The sequence below is a fragment of the Rhizobium sp. 10N427 genome (assembly GCF_056394605.1).
The window spans coordinates 256,435-275,996 of record NZ_JBFTID010000003.1; the positions used below are offsets into that span (position 1 = coordinate 256,435).

A 19,562-nucleotide genomic window follows, 5' to 3' on the forward strand; every position below is an offset into this window, starting at 1 on the left:
CGATGATCCAGAATTACTGGCCCATCTTGTAGTCGAGGAACCACTTCTTGTTCAGCGCGTCGAGCGTGCCGTCGGCCTTGAGGCTGGCAATGGCGGCGTTCACAGGGGCAACGAGGTCGGAGCCCTTCGGGAAGATGAAGCCGAAGTCCTCGGTGCCGAGCGGGCCGCCGATGACCTTGAGCGTGCCGTTCGACGCGTCGACATAGCCCTTGGCGGCGACACCGTCGGTCAGCACCGTATCGACGTCACCGGTCTTCAGGGCCTGAACGGTGGCGCCGAAGGTTTCGAAGAGCTTGATGCGCGGGTTCTGCTCGTTGCCGTCGAGGATTTCGTAGACGGCGGTATAGAAGGGCGAGGTGCCCGGCTGGGCGCCGACCAGGCCATCCTTGAAGGCGCCGAAGGTCTTGCCGTCGGTGAAGCGGTTTTCATCGGCGCGAACAAGCATGAACTGCTGCGAGCGCATGTAGGGGTCGGAGAAATCGACCTTCGCCTTGCGGTCGTCCTTGATGGTGATGCCGGTCATGCCGATGTTGTACTGGTTGTCGGAGACCGCCTGGATCATCGCGTCCCAGCTGGTGTTCTGGTACTCGACCTTGAAATTCAGCCGCTTGGCGATCTCGTTCATCGCGTCATATTCCCAGCCGATCTGCTTGCCGGACTTCGGGTCGACGAACTGCAGCGGCGGATAGGCGTTTTCGGTGACGACCACGACCGACTTGCCGCCGAGATCAGGCAGGCTTTCGGCAACGGCGGCGAGCGGCGAAAGAGAAAGGGCCGCGAGGCCCGCGAGAATGGTGCGGCGGAAAAGCATGCTGAAAATCCCCGGTAAAATGTGGCTGGCGGAAACTGTCATAGAAGAGAAGGCGATGGCAAGAGCGGCCAGTGCGCGGCTGCGGCTCTAAAACAGAAAAGGCGGCCCGAAGACCGCCTTTTCATGCAAGAATTTTGCTGTGCAGAACTTATTCTGCTGCAGGCTCAGCAGCGGCTGCTGCTTCTGCAGCTGCCTTTGCTTCAGCGGCTTCGGCTGCTGCCTTTTCGGCGGCGAGAGCCTGTGCTGCTGCAACCTTTTCAGCTTCCAGACGTGCCTTTTCTTCGGCAACAGCGGCGCGCTCGGCGTCGTTGAGCTTGCGGGCGCGAACGCCGGTGTCTTCAACGATACGGGCAGACTTACCGCGACGGTCGCGCAGGTAGTAGAGCTTGGCGCGACGGACCTTACCGCGGCGAACGATTTCGACGCTTTCGATCATCGGCGAATAAACCGGGAATACGCGCTCGACGCCTTCGCCGTAGGAGATCTTGCGGACCGTGAAGTTTTCCTGCAGGCCGCCGCCGGAGCGGGCGATGCAAACGCCTTCGTAGGCCTGGACGCGGGTACGCGTGCCTTCCGTGACCTTCACGTTGACGCGGACGGTGTCGCCCGGGGAGAATTCAGGCAGGGTGCGCTTGGCTTCGATCTTGGCGACCTGTTCGGCCTCAAGCTGCTGGATGATGTTCATGACTCAACCTCTTTGTTGGTTCAACAGCCAGAGCGCTCTACGATCTATCTTTGGCGAAGCCTCGGATATATGCCGGTGAAGGCAGGAGCGAATTCGTCTGCTTTTCTTTACGTGGTTGATGGGATTTTCTCCCATTCCGGGCGTGCGCATACCCTATCGCGCAGGCTTTGTCACCCCTCCCGCCCTGAAAAACCGCAATGATTATCGGTCACGTATGCCTGCCGCCGGATGCTGCACGCAATCAAGGCAGCAAGTTCCCTGATTAAATATTTGTCGAATGCCTAATTTAGGAGCAGATTCTGATTCGGGCCAAATCATGGCCCGTGGGAATTTGGAGGGGAATGAATGTCGATAAGCAATCCATCGCCTTCGTTGTATAACGAGGACTTGGCGCCTGCAGAAGAGAGGAAATGGGGCGCCTTCAGTATCTTCAACGTCTGGACTTCAGACGTCCATAGTCTTTGGGGTTATTACCTCGCCGCAAGTCTTTTCCTGCTGTGCGGCAGCTTCATCAATTTCGTGATTGCGATCGGCATCGGCTCGCTGGTCATCTTTTGCCTGATGAGCCTGGTCGGCAATGCCGGCGTGAAGACGGGCGTACCCTTCCCGGTTCTCGCTCGTGCTTCTTTCGGCACGTTCGGCGCCAACCTCCCGGCGCTGGTGCGCGCCGTCGTGGCCTGCTTCTGGTATGGCGCGCAGACTGCGGCGGCTTCGGGTGCGATCGTTGCGCTCCTTATCCGCAACGACAGCATTCTCGCCTTCCATCAGAACAGCCACATGCTCGGGCATTCGACGCTGGAGCTTATCTGCTATGTGATCATCTGGGCGCTGCAGCTGCTGATCATCCAGCGCGGCATGGAAACCGTCCGCAAGTTTCAGGATTGGGCCGGGCCTGCTGTCTGGATCATGATGCTGGTGCTTGCCGTCTATCTCGTCGTCAAGGCGGGGACCTTCTCCTTCGGCAGCGAGATCCCGCGCGATGTACTGCTTGAGAAGACCAAGGATGCCGGCGTTCCCGGCGAACCCGGCTCGTTCCCGGCGCTAGCGGCCGTTGCCGCGACATGGATCACCTATTTCGCAGCGCTCTATCTGAATTTCTGCGATTTCTCGCGCTACGCCAAGGACACCAAGACCCTGCGCAAGGGCAACCTCTGGGGCCTGCCGATCAATCTTCTCGCCTTCTGCCTGGTGGCGGGCGTGACGACGACGGCGGCTTTCACGGTCTATGGCGAGGTGCTGCTGCATCCGGAAGCGATCTCGGCGAAGTTCGACAGCTGGTTCCTGGCGCTGCTGGCGGCTTTGACCTTTGCGGTCGCGACGCTCGGCATCAACGTCGTCGCCAACTTCGTGTCGCCGGCCTTCGACTTCTCCAACGTCTTCCCGCGGCAGATCAGCTTCAAGCGGGGCGGCTATATCGCGGCTCTGATCGCACTAGTGCTTTATCCGTTCGCGCCTTGGGAGACGGGTGCGGCGCATTTCGTCAACTTCATCGGCTCGACGATGGGGCCGATCTTCGGGGTGATGATGGTGGACTACTATCTGATCCGGAAGGGCGAGCTGAATGTCGCGGCACTCTACCGCGAAGACGGTGAGTTCCGCTTCCAGAACGGCTGGCATGCGAATGCCTTCATCGCATTCATCGTCGGCGTGGTGTTCTCGTCGATCCTGCCGACCTTTACATCGATCCTGCCGGATTGGTGGGGTACCTATGGCTGGTTCTTCGGCGTCGGCATCGGCGGTCTGGTCTATTACGTGCTGAGGATGAGCACGCGCGGCTCTGCCGTCGGCGCCGCCACCTGACAAACAAGGCGCCTGGTCTCCGGGCGCCTATTCTTCCAAGAGGTCGGGCCGTCGCTTCCTGGTCAGGGCGACGGCCTGTTCATGCCGCCACTTCTCGATGGCGCCGTGATTGCCCGAGGTCAGGATCGCCGGAATCTCGCGGCCTTCCCATTCCTGGGGACGGGTATAGTGCGGATGCTCCAGCAGACCGCCTTCGAAGCTTTCATGCAGGCCGGAGAGATCGTTGCCCATGACGCCGGGCAGGATGCGGATGATGGCGTCAAGAAGCGTCAGCGCCGCCGGTTCGCCGCCTGAGAGCACATAGTCGCCGATCGAGACTTCCTCGAGCTGGCGCGCCTCGATCACCCGCTGGTCCACACCCTCGAAACGGCCGCAGACGATGATCACGCCTTCGCCAGCGGCGAGTTCGCGGACGCGCTGCTGCGTCAGGGGCTTGCCGCGCGGGCTCATCAGCAGGCGCGGGCGATTGTCGTTTTCGGAAACAGTATCGATGGCGCGGGCGAGCACATCCGGCTTCAGCACCATTCCGGCGCCGCCGCCAGCCGGTGTGTCATCGACAGTCCGGTGCTTGTCGGTGGAGAAATCGCGGATCTGGACGGCTTCCAGCGACCATTGCCCGCGCTCCACCGCCTTGCCTGACAGCGAGAAGCCGAGATGGCCGGGAAACATCTCCGGATAGAGGGTGAGCACGCTTGCCCGGAAGGCCATGGCTTACTTCTTTTTCTTCGGCTTGCCGGTGGCGAGCTTGGAGATATCTTCCGGATCATCGATCAGGCCGGCTGCCATCGGATCGATACGGATCGTGCCGCCTTCAAGGTCGATCTCGAGCACCGATGCTTCCGAGAAGGGGATCAGCACCGGGCGTTTGCCCGGGCCTTTGAGTTCCAGCAGATCGCCCGCTCCGAAGTCGAAAACGCCCGTGATCGTTCCGTAGCTGACGCCCTTGTCGTCGAGCGCTTCGAGGCCTTCTAGATCGGCATAGTAGAACTCGTCCTCCTCCAGCTCGTCGTCGGGAAGATTGTCGCGTTCCATATAGAGTTCGAGGCCGTTCAGCGCCTCGGCGGCGTTGCGGTCGTTGATGCCGCGGAAGCGGACGACGACCATGTTCTTCATCTCGCGCAGCTCGAGAATCTCGAAGACGCGGCCATCGAGGCTGTGCAGGTGGCCGTAATCGCCGAGTGCCGTCGGGTCGGCCGTATAAGGCTTGACACGAACTTCCCCGCGGATGCCCTGCGCGCCGCCTATGGTGCCCATCAGCACGGGGTTCTCAAGCTTTGTCATAGTGTCCTTCATCCGAAGTCTGCATCGATCCGAGTTCGAGCCTCTCATAAACGAAGTGCGCCGGAATGAAAACGAAAACGGGCGGCATGTCGCCATGCCGCCCGTTCGAAGCAAAATCCGTGCGGATTATTCTGCGGAAGCTGCAGCTTCGGCGGCGTCAGCAATCTTCTGAGCCTTCTCAGCAGCGCGCTCCTGAGCCTTCTTGCCCGGCTTTGCCTTTTCCGGGTTGTTCTTGGTGTCGCGCTTGGCGAGACCAGCTTCGTTGAGGAAGCGCAGAACGCGGTCGGTCGGCTGTGCGCCCTGATCGAGCCAATGCTTGATACGGTCGTTATCGAGCTTGATGCGCGCGTCGTTGTCCTTGGCGAGCATCGGGTTCCAGGAACCGAGGTTCTCCAGGAAGCGGCCGTCGCGCGGCGAACGGGCGTCAGCGAGAACGATGTGGTAGTACGGGCGCTTCTTGGAACCACCGCGTGCGAGACGAATTTTCAGTGCCATGTCATTTACTCCTTAGGCTTTTCTTGACCGCTTCGTAGGGCGGCAGGTTCATTTTGCTGCGGCGTGGTCCGCAGCGATCTGCTCATGATGCCGGATGACTTCCTTGATGATGAAGTTCAGGAACTTCTCGGCGAAATCCGGATCCAGATTGGCATCCTTGGCCAGGCGGCGAAGGCGTTCGATCTGGTATTCTTCGCGCGCCGGATCGGCCGGCGGCAGCTGGTACTTGGCCTTGAGAACGCCAACCTCTTTGGTGCAGCGGAAGCGTTCGGCCAGAATGTGGACGAGTGCCGCGTCGATATTGTCGATCGACTGGCGGTAGCTCGAAAGCTGGGCTTTGATTTCAGGATCAATCATCGTTCAGGCGACCCTTTCACTTCTTCTTGGGCAAACCGGGAAGCCCCGGGAAACCGCCACCGAGACCCGGCAGCTTGGCGCCGCCCAGGCCCGGAAGTCCGCCGAGGCCCGGCATGCCGCCGCCCGGCTTTCCAAGACCCGCCGCCTCAGCCTGCTTCTGGAGCGCTTCCAGCTGCTTCGGGTCGATGTTCGAAAGGTCGGGCATGCCGCCCATTCCGCCACCCATGCCGCCAAGACCCATCTTGCCGGCGAGGCCGCCCATCATCTGCTTCATCAGGCCGCCTTTGCCCTTGCCGCCCATCATCTTCATCATGTCCGCCATCTGGCGGTGCATCTTCAGAAGCTTGTTGATGTCGGAGGCATCGGTGCCGGAGCCGGCGGCAATGCGCTTCTTGCGCGAATGCTTCAGCATATCGGGATTGGTGCGCTCGGCCTTGGTCATCGACGAGATGATGGCGAGCTGGCGGCCGAACAGGCTGTCGTTCAGACCGGCCGAAGCCATCTTGTCCTTCATGCCCGACATGCCGGGCATCATCGACATGATGCCGCCCATACCGCCCATCTTCTGCATCTGGCGCAGCTGGTCGGCGAGGTCGTTCAGGTCGAACTTGCCCTTGGCCATCTTGGCAGCCATGGCGGCTGCCTTTTCGGCGTCGATGTTTTCGGCGGCGCGCTCGACCAGCGAGATGATGTCGCCCATGCCGAGGATGCGGTCGGCGATACGGCGCGGATGGAATTCCTCCAGCTCGCCCATGCGCTCGCCGACACCGATGAGCTTGATCGGCTTGCCGGTGACAGCGCGCATCGAAAGGGCTGCGCCGCCACGGCCATCGCCGTCCATGCGGGTCAGGACGAGGCCGGTAATGCCGACGCGCTCGTCGAAATTGCGGGCGAGGTTGACGGCATCCTGACCGGTCAGCGAATCCGCGACCAGCAGGATTTCATGCGGGTTCGACTTCTTCTTGATGTCGGCCATTTCGACCATCAAGGGCTCGTCGATATGCGTGCGGCCGGCGGTGTCGAGAATGACGACGTCGTGGCCGCCAAGCTTCGCGGCCTGAACGGCACGGGCTGCAATATCGGTCGGTGACTGGCCAGCGATCACAGGCAGCGTATCGACGCCGGTCTGGACGCCGAGCTGGCGCAGCTGTTCCTGGGCGGCGGGACGGCGCGTATCAAGCGACGCCATCAGCACCTTTTTCTTGTCGCGGTCGGTGAGCCGCTTGGCAATCTTGGCCGAGGTGGTGGTCTTGCCCGAGCCCTGCAGACCAACCATCATGATGACGACGGGGGCAACGGCATGAAGATCGACGCCAACGCCTTCGCCGCCAAGCATCTCGATCAGCTCGTCATGGACGATCTTGACGACCATCTGGCCGGGCTTGATCGACTTCAGGATTTCGGCGCCGACAGCCTTTTCGCGAACACGGTCGGTGAAGCCACGGACGACTTCGAGCGAAACGTCGGCTTCCAGAAGGGCACGGCGAACCTCGCGCAGCGCAGCGGAAACATCGGTTTCCGAAAGCGCGCCACGGCCTGTCAGTCCATTGAGAATGGATCCAAGACGGTCCTGGAGGTTTTCAAACATAGGCTCTTCCTTGTGTTTCCGGATATGCCGGAAACCTCGTGCTTTTCCTTGACGAAAACAAGACGCAAAGCCAAAAAGCACCCGAGGGCGCATCGCGCTGTCGGGTGTGGACCTCCGGGATCAAGTCCCGGTCGGCGGCTCGGAGTCATGTCGCTCGTCGCAGAATTGAGGCGCGGTAAACAGGAAAGCGGCCGGAAAGTCAAGCCAGAGCAGGCAAATTCGCGCTTCGGGTCCTTCTCAAACTGCCTGTGCCTTCCCAAATGCATCCTCCCGAACACGAGAGTCCATCCGTTCATGCCCGATGCCAAGATGCGCAATTCCTATTACCAGGGGCCGGTCTCGGACCATTTCGACGGCGTCCATTTCTTCAACCCTGGTGGGGTCGAGCCGCTCGGTTTTCGCGAGTTGATGCGCTGGCAGTTCGGCGGCGGGCGTTTTCGCTGGCCGAAGGCGGTGCAAAGCCCGTTTCCGCCCGCCAAGCCCGCAGCACGCTTCAGCGGCGAGGATTTGCGGGTGACCATGGTTGGCCATGCGACGATGCTGATCCAGGTTGCCGGGCTGAATATATTGACCGATCCTGTCTGGTCGGATCGCGCCAGCCCCTTCTCCTTTGCCGGCCCGCGACGGGTCTCACCGCCGGGCATCCGCTTCGAGGATCTGCCGCCGATCGATATCGTGCTCGTCTCGCACAATCACTATGATCATCTCGATGTCAGGACGTTGAAGAGGCTCTTCGAGGTGCACGGCCCGCATTTCGTGACGCCGCTCGGAAACGATACGATCATTCGCCGTGCCATTCCCGAGGCGAAGATTTCCGATATGGATTGGGGCGACCGGCTTTCTTATCGGGATGGCGTTACCATCGATGCCGAGCCCTGCCATCACTGGTCGGCGCGCGGCACGCGCGACCGGCGCATGGCGCTCTGGGCAGCCTTCGTCATCTCGACGCCGGCAGGGAAGATCTACCATGTCGGCGATACCGGCTTTCACGATGGCATCAACTACCGCGCCGTCCGCGAGAAACATGGTGGCTTCCGGCTCGCCATCCTGCCGTTCGGCGCTTACGAGCCGCGCTGGTTCATGAAGGGGCAGCATCAAAACCCGGAAGAGGCGGTGGAGGGCATGGAGCTCGCCAATGCCGCCTATGTGGCAGGGCACCACTTCGCGACCTTTCAGCTGACGAACGATGCAATCGATGCGCCAGTCAAGGCGTTGGAGACTGCGCTTGCGGCGCGCGACATCGCGCCTTGCCGTTTCCGGCCGCTGAGGGCAGGGGAAGTGTTCGACGTTCCCAAGGCTTGAGCTATCGGCGGCCTACTGGTAATTCCCGCGCATTTCCGCCATATACAGGCCGAAAGCAATGGAAGCAGCAGCAATGAGCACAACGGTCGAATTCGCGAAGATGAACGGGCTTGGCAACAAGATTCTGGTTGTCGATATGCGCGGTCGTCCGGATGCCGTGACGCCCGCTGCGGCGATTGCGCTGAACGCCGATCCTGCGACGCAGTTCGATCAGATCATGGCGATCCATGATCCGAAGGCCCAGGGTACGGATGCCTGGATCGATATCCTGAATTCCGACGGCTCGAAGGCACAGGCCTGCGGCAACGGCACGCGCTGCGTCGTGCAGGCTTTGGCCGCCGAGACCGGCAAGAAGGCCTTCACCTTCCAGACCGTCGCCGGGATCCTCAATGCCGTCGAGCAGGCGGATGGGACGATTTCGGTCGATATGGGCAAGCCCGTTTTCGAGTGGGACAAGATCCCGCTTGCAGAAGAATTCTACGATACGAGCCGGATCGAACTGCAAATCGGGCCGATCGACAACCCGGTGCTGCATTCGCCGTCGGTTGCCTCGATGGGTAATCCGCATGCGATCTTCTGGGTCGACAGGGACGTGATGTCCTTCGATCTCGGCCGTTTCGGGCCGCTGCTCGAAAACCACCCGATGTTCCCCGAAAAGGCGAATATCACCCTGGCTGAGGTTACCTCGCCGTCTTCGATCACCACGCGGACGTGGGAACGCGGCGCCGGCCTGACGCTTGCCTGCGGTTCGGCGGCCTGCGCCACTGCCGTCTCCGCCGCCCGCACCGGCCGCACCGGCCGCGATGTCACGATCAAGGTTGCGAGCAGCCCGAATGCGGGTTCGCTCTCGATCGAGTGGCGCGAGCGCGACGATCACGTCATCATGACCGGCCCGGCCGAATGGGAATGGTCGGGCATGGTCGATCCCAAGACAGGCAGCTGGGCGCGCGACGCGGAGCAGGGAGCCGAGGCGCGGTGAGCGGCGTCGAGGTCATCACCTTCGGCTGCCGTCTCAATACCTACGAATCCGAAGTGATGCGGGCGGAGGCCGAGAAGGCCGGACTCAACAATGCCATCCTCGTCAATACCTGCGCCGTCACCGGTGAGGCCGTGCGTCAGGCCCGCCAGGCGATCCGCCGTGCGCGGCGCGATAATCCGCATGCTCGCATCATCGTGACCGGCTGCGCGGCGCAGACCGAAAAGCAGGTCTTTGCCGAAATGGCCGAGGTCGATGCTGTCCTTGGCAATGAAGATAAGCTGAAGAGCGCCTCCTACCGCGCGCTGCCGGATTTCGGCGTCTCGGCGGAAGAGAAGCTGCGCGTCAACGACATCATGAGCGTCAAGGCGACGGCGCCGCAGATGGTCAAGCATATCGACGGGCATGTGCGCGCCTTCATCCAGGTGCAGAATGGCTGCGATCACCGCTGTACCTTCTGCATCATTCCTTACGGGCGCGGCAATTCGCGTTCTGTGCCGATGGGGGCTGTCGTCGATCAGGCTCGCAATCTGGTCGAGGGCGGGTACAGCGAAATCGTTCTGACGGGTGTCGATGCCACCAGCTATGGCGCCGATCTGCCGGGCCAGCCGACGCTTGGAATGCTGGCCAAGACGCTGTTGAAGCAGATCCCCGAAATCCGCCGTCTCAGGCTGTCGTCGATCGACAGCATCGAGGCTGACAATCACCTCTTCGACCTTATCGCCGATGAACCGCGCTTCATGCCGCATCTGCATCTGTCGCTGCAGCATGGTGACGACATGATCCTGAAGCGCATGAAGCGGCGGCATGGCCGCGCCGATGCGCTCGATTTTGTCGCTCAGGTGCGGCGCCTGCGCCCGGACATGGCTTTCGGTGCGGATATGATTGCCGGTTTCCCGACTGAAACCGAGGAGATGTTCGCCAATGCCACCAGCCTCGCGGAAGAGGCTGATATCGCGCATCTACACGTTTTCCCTTACAGCCCGCGTCCCGGAACGCCCGCCGCCCGCATGCCGCAGCTTGATCGTTCGCTGATCAAGGACCGCGCCGCGCGGCTGCGCACCACTGGACAGGCGCTGCATCGCTCCCATCTGGACAGGATGGTCGGAACGCGGCAGTGGCTGCTGGTGGAAAACAACGGTCTGGCACATACGGAAAATTTCACGCTTGCCGCCGCTCCCGGCCTTCGCCCGCGCTCCCTACTGCAGGCCGAGATCACCGGCCACAACGGCAAGCACCTCGACATGCAATTGACGGCGGCGGAAGCCGCCTGAGTTTACGGAATTCAAATGGCGTTCAGTTTCATCAAAAAGGTCTTCACCTTCGGCAAGCCGCTCGAGGAGGCAAAGCCAGAGGAGGCTGTGCCCGCGATCGAGCCGGTGAAGGACGAGCTGCCGGTTGCTGCCGATCCGGTTCTGCCAGAAGAGGTGGATACCGCCGGTGGGCCGGTTGCCGGTGTTGCCGAGGCCGAACCGGTCGCGCCAGCGGAGGAAGAGCCGGCGATCCTGCCGGATGCCGAGCAGCTGGGTGACATCGGTGTCGTGCCGTTGTCGCTGCTACAGGCGGAAGCTGAGGCCGGAACTGAAGACCAAAGCGCAATACCTGCGGATACACCCCCCTCTGTCCCTCCGGGACATCTCCCCCTCAAGGGGGGAGATCAGGTCGAGCTTGAGGCGGCTGCTGATTCAGTAATGGCGGACGAAGAGCCTGTTGAAGTCCAGGCAGAAACTGCAGCGGCTTCCGCTGAGGACGAAATAGCTCCAGAAGCGAGCGAGCGCCCCCAGCCGATCTCCCCCCTTGAGGGGGAGATGCCCGGCAGGGCAGAGGGGGGTATCGCTCCCGCCAACCTCGAAGAATCGTCACCTACGACAACCGAGGCATCCGAGCCGCTCATCCTTCCCAAGGGCTTCGCCACCGGCGCTGTCGCCTCCGAATCCGAACCACTCGTCCCGCAACCGAAGCTCACCTGGTTCCAGCGCCTGCGAGCCGGTCTCGCCCGCACCTCCTCGCAGCTCACCGGCCAGATCGCCGCGCTCTTCACCAAGCGCAAGCTCGATGACGAGACCCTGCAGGACCTCGAAGACCTGCTGATCCAGGCCGATCTCGGCGTCGAGACGGCGATGCGCGTCACCGATACGCTGGCGTCCGAGCGCTACGGCAAGGATGTAACAGGCGAAGACGTCAGCCGCATCATGGCGAGCGAGATTGCCAAGGTGCTGAAGCCGGTCGCCAAGCCGCTGCAGCTCGATCTCAGCCACAAGCCGCATGTCATCCTCGTCGTCGGTGTCAATGGCACCGGCAAGACGACGACCATCGGCAAGCTGGCCGCCAAGCTCTCAGGCGCTGGGCTGAAGGTGATGGTTGCCGCCGGCGATACGTTCCGCGCTGCGGCGATCGAGCAGCTGAAGATCTGGGCCGATCGCACGAAATCCGAATTTATCGGCACCAAGCTTGGCGCCGATGCCGCTGGGCTTGCCTATGATGCCTTCGAGCAGGCCAAGGCAAAGAAATGCGACGTGCTGATCATCGATACCGCAGGACGCCTTCAGAACAAGGCGGAACTCATGGCCGAACTGGAAAAGATCGTGCGTGTGCTCGGCAAGCTCGATCCCGATGCGCCGCACACCGTTCTGCAGACGCTGGACGCGACGACCGGGCAGAACGCGCTCAACCAGGTGGAAATCTTCCGCAATGTGGCGGGCGTTAACGGGTTGATCATGACCAAGCTCGACGGCACGGCGCGCGGCGGTATCCTCGTGGCGATCTCCGCCAAGCACAAGCTGCCGGTCTATTTCATCGGCGTCGGCGAGGGTGTGGACGATCTGGAGCCGTTCGAGGCCGAGGATTTTGCCCATGCCATTGCCGGTCTCGGGCAATGATGCCACAGATATGACGAGAAGGGCGCGCATGCCGCGCCTGACAAACGAATAGGTTCGACGCACGCATGACCACCGAAAGCGATATCACGCCCTCTTCCGCCGACCGGCATCACCCGATGCTGAAGCTGGCGCTCGAGCTCGGGCCGCTGCTGATCTTCTTCTTCGCCAATCTCCGCGGCCAGTGGCTGGTCGACCGGTTTCCGGCTCTGAGCGAGCTTGGCGGTCCACTGTTCGTCGCCACCGGCCTGTTCATGGCCGCGACCGTCATTTCGCTGGTTGCCTCGAAGATCATCCTGGGCCATCTGCCGATCATGCCCTTCGTCTCGGGTATCGTCGTGCTGATCTTCGGCTCGCTGTCGATCTATCTGCAGAACGAAACCTTCATCAAGATGAAGCCGACGATCGTCAATGCGCTGTTTGGTGTGGCGCTCTTGGGCGGCCTTGCCTTCGGCAAGTCCTTGCTCGGCTATGTCTTCAACGCCGCCTTTCAGCTCGATGCTGAGGGATGGCGCAAGCTGACGCTGCGGTGGGGCATCTTCTTCCTGTTTCTGGCCGTGCTCAATGAAGTCGTATGGCGGAATTTCTCCGATGACTTCTGGATCGCCTTCAAGGTCTGGGGCACGATGCCTGTTACCATCATCTTCACCATGGCGCAGATGCCGCTGATCCTGAGACACACGGTGCAGCCTGCCGGAGAAACCGACAAGTGAGCTTCGACGGCACGGCTGAGCGGACGAAACATCAAAACTTCTGGTTCATCGCTTGCATTGGCGTGCTTCTGGCGCAGATTGTGGCCGAATATTTCATGGGCCGCACGCCGATCTGCACCTGCGGCTACGTCAAGCTCTGGGAAGGCACCGTCAATTCTAGTGGCAATTCCCAGCATCTGTCCGACTGGTACACGCCGTCGCATATCATCCACGGCTTCCTGTTCTACGGGCTGGCGCATCTCGTGCTGCGCAACAAGCCCATCGGCGCGAAACTGCTGCTGGCGCTGGTGATCGAATCCAGCTGGGAACTGCTCGAGAATTCGCCGATCATCATCGACCGCTATCGGGCCGCGACGATCTCGCTCGATTATTACGGCGACAGCATTCTGAATTCGGCGATGGACGCGGTCTTCATGGTCGTCGGTTTCTTCTTCGCCGCGCGTGCGCCGGTTGCCCTGACGGTGGCGATCGCCATCTTCTTCGAGATTTTTACCGGCTACATGATCCGGGACAACCTGACGCTCAATGTCTTGATGCTGGTCTGGCCGATCGAGGCCGTGAAGGCCTGGCAGAGTGCGGCTTAGGACGCCGGTTTTCCCAGCACCTTCTCCATCGCCGGAAACAGTCCTTCCTTCATGCTGATCTCATCGAAGGGGCCGACGCGCTTATAGAGGATCGTGCCGTCGGGGCCGACGAGATAGCTTTCCGGGACGCCATAGACACCCCAGTCGATCGCTGCCTTGCCGTTCGGATCGACGCCGATGGCGTTGAAGGGGTTGCCGAGTTCGCCCAGGAACTGGAGCGCGTTCGCGCTCTTGTCCTTGTAGTTGATGGCGACAATGTTCAGCCTGCCGTCGGCGGCCAGCTGCTTCAGGATCGGATGCTCCTGGCGGCAGGGGATGCACCAGGAGGCGAAGACGTTGACGAGCGTCAGCTTGCCCTTCACGGCCGCATCGGTGAGCGCCGGAAGGTTCGAGCCTTCAAGCGGGGCGAGGTTCAGCGATGGTGCCTTGGTGCCGAGCAGCGCCGAGGGGATTTCGGAAATGTCCTTGCCGTGGAAATCCTGGTCGTAGAGCATTTTTCCGGCGGTGGCGGCGATGCCGCCGAAGACCACAAGTGGGATCAATGCCACGGCATAGCGGCTGAGGCCGCGGCGGGCTGCTGGCTGGGTTTCGGGCGCGCTCATTCGCTGCCCTTCGGCCGTGCCGAGCGGCGGCGGATGCCGGATGCCTCCAGAGCGGCGAGTTCCTTCTGGCGTGCGCGGCCATCGGCCCAGATCCAGAGCGTGACGGCTATGGTGATCACGGCAGCAAACCCATAGGCGCTATAGACATAGAAAGCGTGAGACATCGATCAGTCCTCGCGGCTTGCCAGACGGGCCGCAAGGCGGCGCTGGGCGGTGACACGGCGGCGCCAGATCTCGTTGCGCATCGCCATGATGTGCAGCGTGAAGAACAGCAGCGTGAATCCAATGGCCATGACGAAGAGCGGGCGCAGGAATTCCGGATCGATCGCCGGGCCGTCGAGTCGCATGACGCTTGCCGGCTGGTGCAGCGTGTTCCACCATTCGACCGAGAACTTGATGATCGGGATGTTGACGAAGCCGACGAGGATCAGCACCGCGACGACACGGGCGGCCTTCGAGGGATCGTCGATCGCGCGGTTCAACGCGATCAGGCCGAGATACATGAGGAAGAGCACGAAGACAGAGGTCAGGCGTGCGTCCCATACCCACCAGGTTCCCCACATCGGCTTTCCCCAGAGCGAGCCGGTGACGAGCGCGAGCAGGGTGAAGGCGGCGCCGAGTGGTGCTGCGGATTTCGCAGCGACGTCGGCCAGCGGGTGGCGCCAGACGAGCGTGCCGATCGCCGAGATGCTCATGACCGTGTAGCACATCATCGCCAGCCAGGCCGAGGGCACATGGATATACATGATGCGGACGGTTTCGCCCTGCTGGTAGTCGCCCTCGGTCGCGAAGCTGAGATACAGCCCCACGGCCAGACAGAGAGCCGTGATGCCAGCCATCCAGGGAATGACGCGTTGTGCCAGCGCCAGGAACCGCGTCGGGTTCGCGAGGTCGCTGAATTTGCTGATGGCAAGGCTTGTTTCGCTCATGAGCGGTTCTTTACCTTGAACGGGTTCTTCCCGCAATTGATGCCGGTCAACGCCATGATCAATCCGACGTGTTTCTGAGTGCCAGCGCTGCCGCTGCCGGGCCGATGACCGCAAAGAACAGCGTCAATGCGATGAGAATAAGGAAGGGCGGCAGGAAGGGTGCCGGATCCTCGACGGCCGCATAGCTGGCGCTGACGCCGAAGATCAGCACTGGAATGGCGAGCGGCAACACGAGGATCGAGACCAGCAGACCGCCGCGTGGCAGGGCAACCGCGACGGCTGCGCCGACAGCACCGATGAAGGTGATGGCGGGCGAGCCGACCAGCAGCGTCAGCATCGTGGCGCCGATCGCTGTCTCGTTCATGTTCATGAAGAGGCCGAGCAGCGGCGAGGCGATGACCAGCGGCAGGCTGGTGGCGGTCCAGTGGGCGAGGCATTTGACGAGAACGGTGAGCACTAACGGCGTTTCCTGCATCAGCAGAAGATCCAGCGATCCGTCGTCGCGCTCGGCCTGGAACAGGCGGTCGAGGCCGAGAAGGGCCGATAGCAGTGCGCCGATCCAGACAATGGCCGGGCCGATGCGCGAAAGCAGGTTGAGATCGGGGCCAACGCCGAAGGGGATGACGGCGACGACGGTCAGGAAGAACAAGACGCCGATGAGCGCACCGCCGCCGGCGCGGATCGAGAGCTTCAGGTCGCGGAGGAAGAGGGCGGTCATTTGAGGTGGTTCTCGTTGCCGGTTGAGCGTGGAGTACCCCCCTCTGTCCTGGCGGACATCTCCCCCTCAAGGGGGGAGATTGGCTGGGCGCGACCGCTCGCTCTCTTGTCACTATTTTGTTGGGCCGCCGCAACAGGTCGATCTCCACCCTTGAGGGGGAGATGCCCGGCAGGGCAGAGGGGGGTAATGCTGGCGCCGGGGCTGACTGTATTCCTCATCCCCACACCCCCTGCTCCACACCCGCAAACCCCGTCATCTGCAATTCCCTAGCATTCTCCAGCCCAAGCGGCTGATGCGTCGCGGCCAGCACGATTCCGCCCTTCTCCTGATGCGCTGCAATCAGCGCCGCAAACATCCTGTCCGCACTCGCATCGAGTGCTGCAGTCGGTTCGTCCAGGATCCACACCGGGCGGTAGGCGACCAGCAGTTTGGCGAAGGCGAAGCGGCGTTGCTGGCCGGCGGAGAGATAGCCGAAGGGGAGATGGGTAATGCCGGGAAGGCCGACGGCTTCCGCGGCCTCCATGATCGGCAGTCCTTCGCCACCGGAAGCGTTACCGAGAAAGTCCTGCCAGAAGGTCAAATTTTCGGCGACCGTGAGCTCGCTTTTCATCGCGTTGCGGTGGCCGAGATAGTGGCTGATTTCGCTGGCGCGATGTTCTGAAGAGCCCTGCGAATCAGTGAAGCGGACGGTGCCGTTTTCGGGCCGCAGAAGTCCTGCCGCGACACGCAGTAAAGTGGACTTTCCCGATCCATTTTTCCCTGTCAAAACCAGTGCTTCGCCGGCTTCGATGCGGAACGAGATATCCTTGAAAATCAGGTCTTCGCCGCGGCGTGCTGAGAGATTTTCGGCAGTCAGATGCATGGCGTTTCCGTTGATTAAGATTTTAGTCATCGCGACGCAAAAAATGTCCGAAATGGGCCACGCAGTATCTGGCACCCTTCTTAGAAATTATCTATAAGACCCGCAACCACGCCAGCGGTCGGCGTGAACTTCATCCTTGCGCCGAACATGGAATATTCTTTCCACGTGCGGACAGCGGAAATGGCCGTACCCGCATCCTGATGTGCATTAAGTGCATAGGCGTTCGCACGACTGTGTTGGCTATCAGAAACGGGGTATCTCGTGTCTAAGTCTCTTGACAGCTTCAATTGTCGCTCCACCCTCACTGTCGATGGTAAGGACTACGTCTATTACAGCCTTCCCAAGGCTGAGGCGAATGGTCTTCCGGGCGTTTCGAAGCTTCCCTATTCGATGAAGGTTCTGCTGGAGAACCTGCTGCGCTTCGAAGATGGCCAGTCGGTCACCAAGGAGCACATCCTCGGCGTTGCCGAGTGGCTGAACAACAAGGGCACCGTCGAAAACGAAATCGCCTATCGCCCGGCGCGCGTGCTGATGCAGGACTTCACCGGCGTTCCCGCCGTCGTCGACCTCGCGGCAATGCGCGACGCGATGGTGTCGCTCGGTGGCGACCCCGAGAAGATCAACCCGCTGGTTCCCGTCGATCTCGTCATCGACCACTCCGTCATCGTTGACGAATTCGGCACGCCGCAGGCTTTTGCCAAGAACGTCGAGCTGGAATACCAGCGCAACGGCGAGCGCTACCGCTTCCTGAAGTGGGGCCAGCAGGCATTCAAGAATTTCCGCGTCGTTCCTCCGGGCACCGGCATCTGTCACCAGGTCAATCTCGAATATCTCGGCCAGACCGTCTGGACGAAGGAAGAGGATGGCGAAACAATCGCTTATCCGGATACCTGCGTCGGCACCGACAGCCACACGACGATGATCAACGGTCTCGGCGTTCTCGGCTGGGGCGTTGGCGGTATCGAAGCCGAAGCGGCCATGCTCGGCCAGCCGGTCTCGATGCTCCTGCCTGAAGTCATCGGCTTCAAACTCACCGGCAAGCTCAAGGAAGGCGTTACCGCGACCGACCTCGTGCTGATGGTCGTGCAGATGCTGCGCAAGAAGGGCGTCGTTTCCAAGTTCGTCGAATTCTTCGGCCCGGGCATGGACAACATGCCGCTCGCCGACCGCGCGACGATCGGCAACATGGGTCCGGAATATGGCGCGACCTGCGGCTTCTTCCCGGTTGACGGCGAAACCATCAACTATCTCAACGTTTCCGGCCGCACCAAGGAGCGTATCGCGCTCGTCGAAGCCTATTCCAAGGCTCAGGGCATGTGGCGCGATGGCGATGGTTCCGACCTCGTCTTCACCGATACGCTCGAACTCGACCTCGGCGACGTCGTGCCTGCCATGGCCGGCCCGAAGCGTCCGGAAGGCCGCATCCCGCTCGAAAACATCGCTGCCGGTTTCGCCGGTTCGATGGACGCCGACTACAAGAAGCCGGGCCAGCTCTCGAACCGCTACCCGGTCGAAGGCACCGATTTCGATCTTGGTCATGGCGACGTCGCCATTGCGGCGATCACCTCCTGCACCAACACCTCCAACCCGTCGGTTCTGATCGCTGCCGGCCTTCTCGCCCGCAACGCCGTTGCCAAGGGGCTGAAGACCAAGCCGTGGGTCAAGACCTCGCTCGCACCTGGATCGCAGGTCGTTGGCGAATACCTGGCGAAGTCGGGCCTGCAGGCTGATCTCGACAAGCTCGGCTTCAACCTCGTCGGCTTCGGCTGCACGACCTGCATCGGCAACTCCGGCCCGCTGCCGGCACCGGTCTCGAAGACGATCAACGACAAGGGTCTGATCGTTTCGGGCGTGCTGTCGGGCAACCGCAACTTCGAAGGCCGTATTTCTCCTGACGTTCAGGCGAACTACCTCGCTTCGCCGCCGCTCGTCGTCGCCTATGCGCTTGCCGGCACGGTCCAGAAGGACCTGACCAAGGAGCCGATCGGTGAAGACCAGAACGGCAACCCGGTCTATCTGAAGGATATCTGGCCGACCTCGCACGAGATCCAGGAATTCATTCAGAAATACGTCACCCGCGAACTTTACGAGACAAAGTACGCCGACGTGTTCAAGGGCGACGTCAACTGGCAGGCCGTTCAGGTTCCTCCGGGCCAGACCTATGCCTGGGACGACAACTCGACCTACGTTCAGAACCCGCCGTATTTCGTCGGTATGGGCAAGACCGGCACGGGCATTTCCGACATCAAGGGTGCGCGCGTTCTCGGTCTCTTCGGCGACAAGATCACCACCGACCACATTTCCCCGGCCGGTTCGATCAAGGCGGCGTCTCCTGCCGGTGCCTACCTCATCGAGCACAATGTCAGCGTTGCTGACTTCAACCAGTACGGCACGCGCCGCGGCAACCATGAAGTCATGATGCGCGGCACCTTCGCCAACATCCGCATCCGCAACCACATGCTCGGCCCGAACGGCAAGGAAGGTGGCTACACCATCCACTACCCGTCGAAGGAAGAGGAATCGATCTACGACGCGGCCATGCAGTACAAGGCCGATGGCGTTCCGCTCGTCATCTTCGCGGGTGTCGAATACGGCAACGGCTCGTCGCGTGACTGGGCTGCGAAGGGCACCAACCTGCTCGGCGTCAAGGCCGTCATCGCCCAGTCCTTCGAGCGTATCCACCGCTCAAACCTGGTCGGCATGGGCATCATCCCGTTCGTCTTCGAAGAAGGCACGACCTGGGCAAGCCTCGGCCTCAAGGGCGATGAAATCGTCACGATCGAAGGTCTCGAGAACATCAAGCCGCGCGAAAAGAAGATCGCCAAGATCACCTATGGCGATGGTTCGGTGAAGGACGTCCCGCTGCTGTCGCGCGTCGATACGCTCGATGAGGTGATCTACCTCAACAACGGCGGCATCCTGCAGACGGTTCTGCGCGACCTCGCTGCTTAATTCTTAAGACAAGCACACGATAATTGCCGCC

The 19,562-nt window shown here is 61.5% G+C and carries 20 protein-coding genes; 8 read left to right on the plus strand and 12 right to left on the minus strand.

What is annotated here, in order from left to right:
* Window positions 1-13: 13 nt before the first annotated feature.
* Together AC1DIJ_RS08670 and rplS are read right to left on the minus strand one after the other, a co-directional pair.
* The gene (locus tag AC1DIJ_RS08670) at window positions 14-811 is read right to left on the minus strand and encodes a transporter substrate-binding domain-containing protein (RefSeq protein ID WP_112385846.1); all 798 of its coding nucleotides are present in this window, start codon (window positions 809-811) and stop codon (window positions 14-16) included.
* 148 nt (window positions 812-959) lie between these two features.
* A complete protein-coding gene (gene rplS / locus AC1DIJ_RS08675; protein WP_112385845.1) occupies window positions 960-1,496 on the minus strand; it encodes a 50S ribosomal protein L19 in 537 nt (178 codons plus the stop codon).
* Between the two features lie 345 nt (window positions 1,497-1,841).
* Between rplS and AC1DIJ_RS08680 the strand changes: the two genes are divergently transcribed.
* A complete protein-coding gene (locus tag AC1DIJ_RS08680; RefSeq protein ID WP_112385844.1) occupies window positions 1,842-3,296 on the plus strand; it encodes an NCS1 family nucleobase:cation symporter-1 in 1,455 nt (484 codons plus the stop codon).
* A gap of 27 nt (window positions 3,297-3,323) precedes the next feature.
* Here the strand turns inward: AC1DIJ_RS08680 and trmD are convergent, their stop codons facing one another.
* The 5 genes from trmD to ffh all read right to left on the minus strand — a co-directional run bounded on the left by trmD (window position 3,324) and on the right by ffh (window position 7,017).
* Window positions 3,324-4,004 (minus strand): tRNA (guanosine(37)-N1)-methyltransferase TrmD, encoded by a 681-nt coding sequence (gene trmD, locus AC1DIJ_RS08685; RefSeq protein ID WP_112385843.1) that lies wholly within the window; start codon window positions 4,002-4,004, stop codon window positions 3,324-3,326.
* Window positions 4,005-4,007: 3 nt separating this feature from the next.
* Window positions 4,008-4,577 (minus strand): ribosome maturation factor RimM, encoded by a 570-nt coding sequence (gene rimM, locus AC1DIJ_RS08690; protein ID WP_112386059.1) that lies wholly within the window; start codon window positions 4,575-4,577, stop codon window positions 4,008-4,010.
* A 126-nt stretch (window positions 4,578-4,703) separates the two neighbouring features.
* Window positions 4,704-5,072: a 30S ribosomal protein S16 gene (gene rpsP / locus AC1DIJ_RS08695; protein ID WP_112385842.1), complete on the minus strand. Its 369-nt coding sequence runs from the start codon at window positions 5,070-5,072 to the stop codon at window positions 4,704-4,706.
* Between the two features lie 48 nt (window positions 5,073-5,120).
* A complete protein-coding gene (locus AC1DIJ_RS08700; RefSeq protein ID WP_112385841.1) occupies window positions 5,121-5,429 on the minus strand; it encodes a chorismate mutase in 309 nt (102 codons plus the stop codon).
* Window positions 5,430-5,445: 16 nt separating this feature from the next.
* Window positions 5,446-7,017 (minus strand): signal recognition particle protein, encoded by a 1,572-nt coding sequence (gene ffh, locus AC1DIJ_RS08705; RefSeq protein ID WP_112385840.1) that lies wholly within the window; start codon window positions 7,015-7,017, stop codon window positions 5,446-5,448.
* Between the two features lie 294 nt (window positions 7,018-7,311).
* Between ffh and AC1DIJ_RS08710 the strand changes: the two genes are divergently transcribed.
* The 6 genes from AC1DIJ_RS08710 (at window position 7,312) to AC1DIJ_RS08735 (ending at window position 13,468) form a co-directional block, all read left to right on the plus strand.
* Window positions 7,312-8,319: an MBL fold metallo-hydrolase gene (locus AC1DIJ_RS08710; RefSeq protein WP_112386058.1), complete on the plus strand. Its 1,008-nt coding sequence runs from the start codon at window positions 7,312-7,314 to the stop codon at window positions 8,317-8,319.
* Between the two features lie 73 nt (window positions 8,320-8,392).
* Window positions 8,393-9,298, plus strand: coding sequence for a diaminopimelate epimerase (gene dapF / locus AC1DIJ_RS08715; protein ID WP_112385839.1), 906 nt, complete (start codon window positions 8,393-8,395; stop codon window positions 9,296-9,298).
* Window positions 9,295-10,569, plus strand: coding sequence for a tRNA (N(6)-L-threonylcarbamoyladenosine(37)-C(2))-methylthiotransferase MtaB (mtaB, locus tag AC1DIJ_RS08720; RefSeq protein ID WP_112385838.1), 1,275 nt, complete (start codon window positions 9,295-9,297; stop codon window positions 10,567-10,569). Before dapF ends, mtaB begins: the two co-directional genes overlap by 4 nt.
* Before the next feature lie 15 nt (window positions 10,570-10,584).
* Window positions 10,585-12,174 carry a signal recognition particle-docking protein FtsY gene (ftsY, locus tag AC1DIJ_RS08725; protein ID WP_112385837.1) on the plus strand — a complete coding sequence of 530 codons (1,590 nt, stop codon included), beginning with the start codon at window positions 10,585-10,587 and terminating at the stop codon, window positions 12,172-12,174.
* A 65-nt stretch (window positions 12,175-12,239) separates the two neighbouring features.
* Window positions 12,240-12,884, plus strand: coding sequence for a septation protein A (locus AC1DIJ_RS08730; RefSeq protein WP_112385836.1), 645 nt, complete (start codon window positions 12,240-12,242; stop codon window positions 12,882-12,884).
* The gene (locus tag AC1DIJ_RS08735; RefSeq protein ID WP_112385835.1) at window positions 12,881-13,468 is read left to right on the plus strand and encodes a DUF2585 domain-containing protein; all 588 of its coding nucleotides are present in this window, start codon (window positions 12,881-12,883) and stop codon (window positions 13,466-13,468) included. Before AC1DIJ_RS08730 ends, AC1DIJ_RS08735 begins: the two co-directional genes overlap by 4 nt.
* On the opposite strand, the gene AC1DIJ_RS08740 is transcribed toward AC1DIJ_RS08735, so the two are convergent.
* From AC1DIJ_RS08740 to ccmA, 5 genes are all read right to left on the minus strand, one after another.
* Window positions 13,465-14,070, minus strand: coding sequence for a DsbE family thiol:disulfide interchange protein (locus AC1DIJ_RS08740; RefSeq protein ID WP_112385834.1), 606 nt, complete (start codon window positions 14,068-14,070; stop codon window positions 13,465-13,467). The two genes, AC1DIJ_RS08735 and AC1DIJ_RS08740, sit on opposite strands and share 4 nt — an antisense overlap.
* Entirely contained in the window at window positions 14,067-14,234 is a 168-nt protein-coding gene (gene ccmD, locus AC1DIJ_RS08745) for a heme exporter protein CcmD (protein WP_112385833.1), read from the minus strand. Before ccmD ends, AC1DIJ_RS08740 begins: the two co-directional genes overlap by 4 nt.
* Window positions 14,235-14,237: 3 nt before the next feature.
* The gene (locus tag AC1DIJ_RS08750) at window positions 14,238-14,999 is read right to left on the minus strand and encodes a heme ABC transporter permease (protein WP_112385832.1); all 762 of its coding nucleotides are present in this window, start codon (window positions 14,997-14,999) and stop codon (window positions 14,238-14,240) included.
* Window positions 15,000-15,057: 58 nt separating this feature from the next.
* The gene (ccmB, locus tag AC1DIJ_RS08755) at window positions 15,058-15,717 is read right to left on the minus strand and encodes a heme exporter protein CcmB (RefSeq protein WP_112385831.1); all 660 of its coding nucleotides are present in this window, start codon (window positions 15,715-15,717) and stop codon (window positions 15,058-15,060) included.
* 214 nt (window positions 15,718-15,931) lie between these two features.
* On the minus strand, window positions 15,932-16,579 hold the full coding sequence (ccmA, locus tag AC1DIJ_RS08760; RefSeq protein WP_112385829.1) for a heme ABC exporter ATP-binding protein CcmA: 648 nt from the start codon (window positions 16,577-16,579) through the stop codon (window positions 15,932-15,934).
* 261 nt (window positions 16,580-16,840) lie between these two features.
* On the opposite strand from ccmA, the gene acnA reads away from it, so the two are divergent.
* Window positions 16,841-19,531, plus strand: coding sequence for an aconitate hydratase AcnA (gene acnA / locus AC1DIJ_RS08765; RefSeq protein ID WP_112385828.1), 2,691 nt, complete (start codon window positions 16,841-16,843; stop codon window positions 19,529-19,531).
* The last annotated feature ends 31 nt before the right edge of the window (window positions 19,532-19,562 follow it).

Bases quoted from the DNA above. Each gene is read 5' to 3' on its own strand.
- ffh (WP_112385840.1), bottom strand. From the start codon at position 7,017: ATGTTTGAAAACCTCCAGGACCGTCTTGGATCCATTCTCAATGGACTG.
- rimM (WP_112386059.1), bottom strand. From the start codon at position 4,577: ATGACAAAGCTTGAGAACCCCGTGCTGATGGGCACCATAGGCGGCGCG.
- AC1DIJ_RS08710 (WP_112386058.1), top strand. From the start codon at position 7,312: ATGCCCGATGCCAAGATGCGCAATTCCTATTACCAGGGGCCGGTCTCG.
- AC1DIJ_RS08740 (WP_112385834.1), bottom strand. From the start codon at position 14,070: ATGAGCGCGCCCGAAACCCAGCCAGCAGCCCGCCGCGGCCTCAGCCGC.
- AC1DIJ_RS08680 (WP_112385844.1), top strand. From the start codon at position 1,842: ATGTCGATAAGCAATCCATCGCCTTCGTTGTATAACGAGGACTTGGCG.
- rpsP (WP_112385842.1), bottom strand. From the start codon at position 5,072: ATGGCACTGAAAATTCGTCTCGCACGCGGTGGTTCCAAGAAGCGCCCG.
- dapF (WP_112385839.1), top strand. From the start codon at position 8,393: ATGAGCACAACGGTCGAATTCGCGAAGATGAACGGGCTTGGCAACAAG.
- AC1DIJ_RS08730 (WP_112385836.1), top strand. From the start codon at position 12,240: ATGACCACCGAAAGCGATATCACGCCCTCTTCCGCCGACCGGCATCAC.
- ccmD (WP_112385833.1), bottom strand. From the start codon at position 14,234: ATGTCTCACGCTTTCTATGTCTATAGCGCCTATGGGTTTGCTGCCGTG.
- AC1DIJ_RS08670 (WP_112385846.1), bottom strand. From the start codon at position 811: ATGCTTTTCCGCCGCACCATTCTCGCGGGCCTCGCGGCCCTTTCTCTT.
- AC1DIJ_RS08750 (WP_112385832.1), bottom strand. From the start codon at position 14,999: ATGAGCGAAACAAGCCTTGCCATCAGCAAATTCAGCGACCTCGCGAAC.
- ftsY (WP_112385837.1), top strand. From the start codon at position 10,585: ATGGCGTTCAGTTTCATCAAAAAGGTCTTCACCTTCGGCAAGCCGCTC.
- rplS (WP_112385845.1), bottom strand. From the start codon at position 1,496: ATGAACATCATCCAGCAGCTTGAGGCCGAACAGGTCGCCAAGATCGAA.
- trmD (WP_112385843.1), bottom strand. From the start codon at position 4,004: ATGGCCTTCCGGGCAAGCGTGCTCACCCTCTATCCGGAGATGTTTCCC.
- AC1DIJ_RS08700 (WP_112385841.1), bottom strand. From the start codon at position 5,429: ATGATTGATCCTGAAATCAAAGCCCAGCTTTCGAGCTACCGCCAGTCG.
- ccmA (WP_112385829.1), bottom strand. From the start codon at position 16,579: ATGCATCTGACTGCCGAAAATCTCTCAGCACGCCGCGGCGAAGACCTG.
- ccmB (WP_112385831.1), bottom strand. From the start codon at position 15,717: ATGACCGCCCTCTTCCTCCGCGACCTGAAGCTCTCGATCCGCGCCGGC.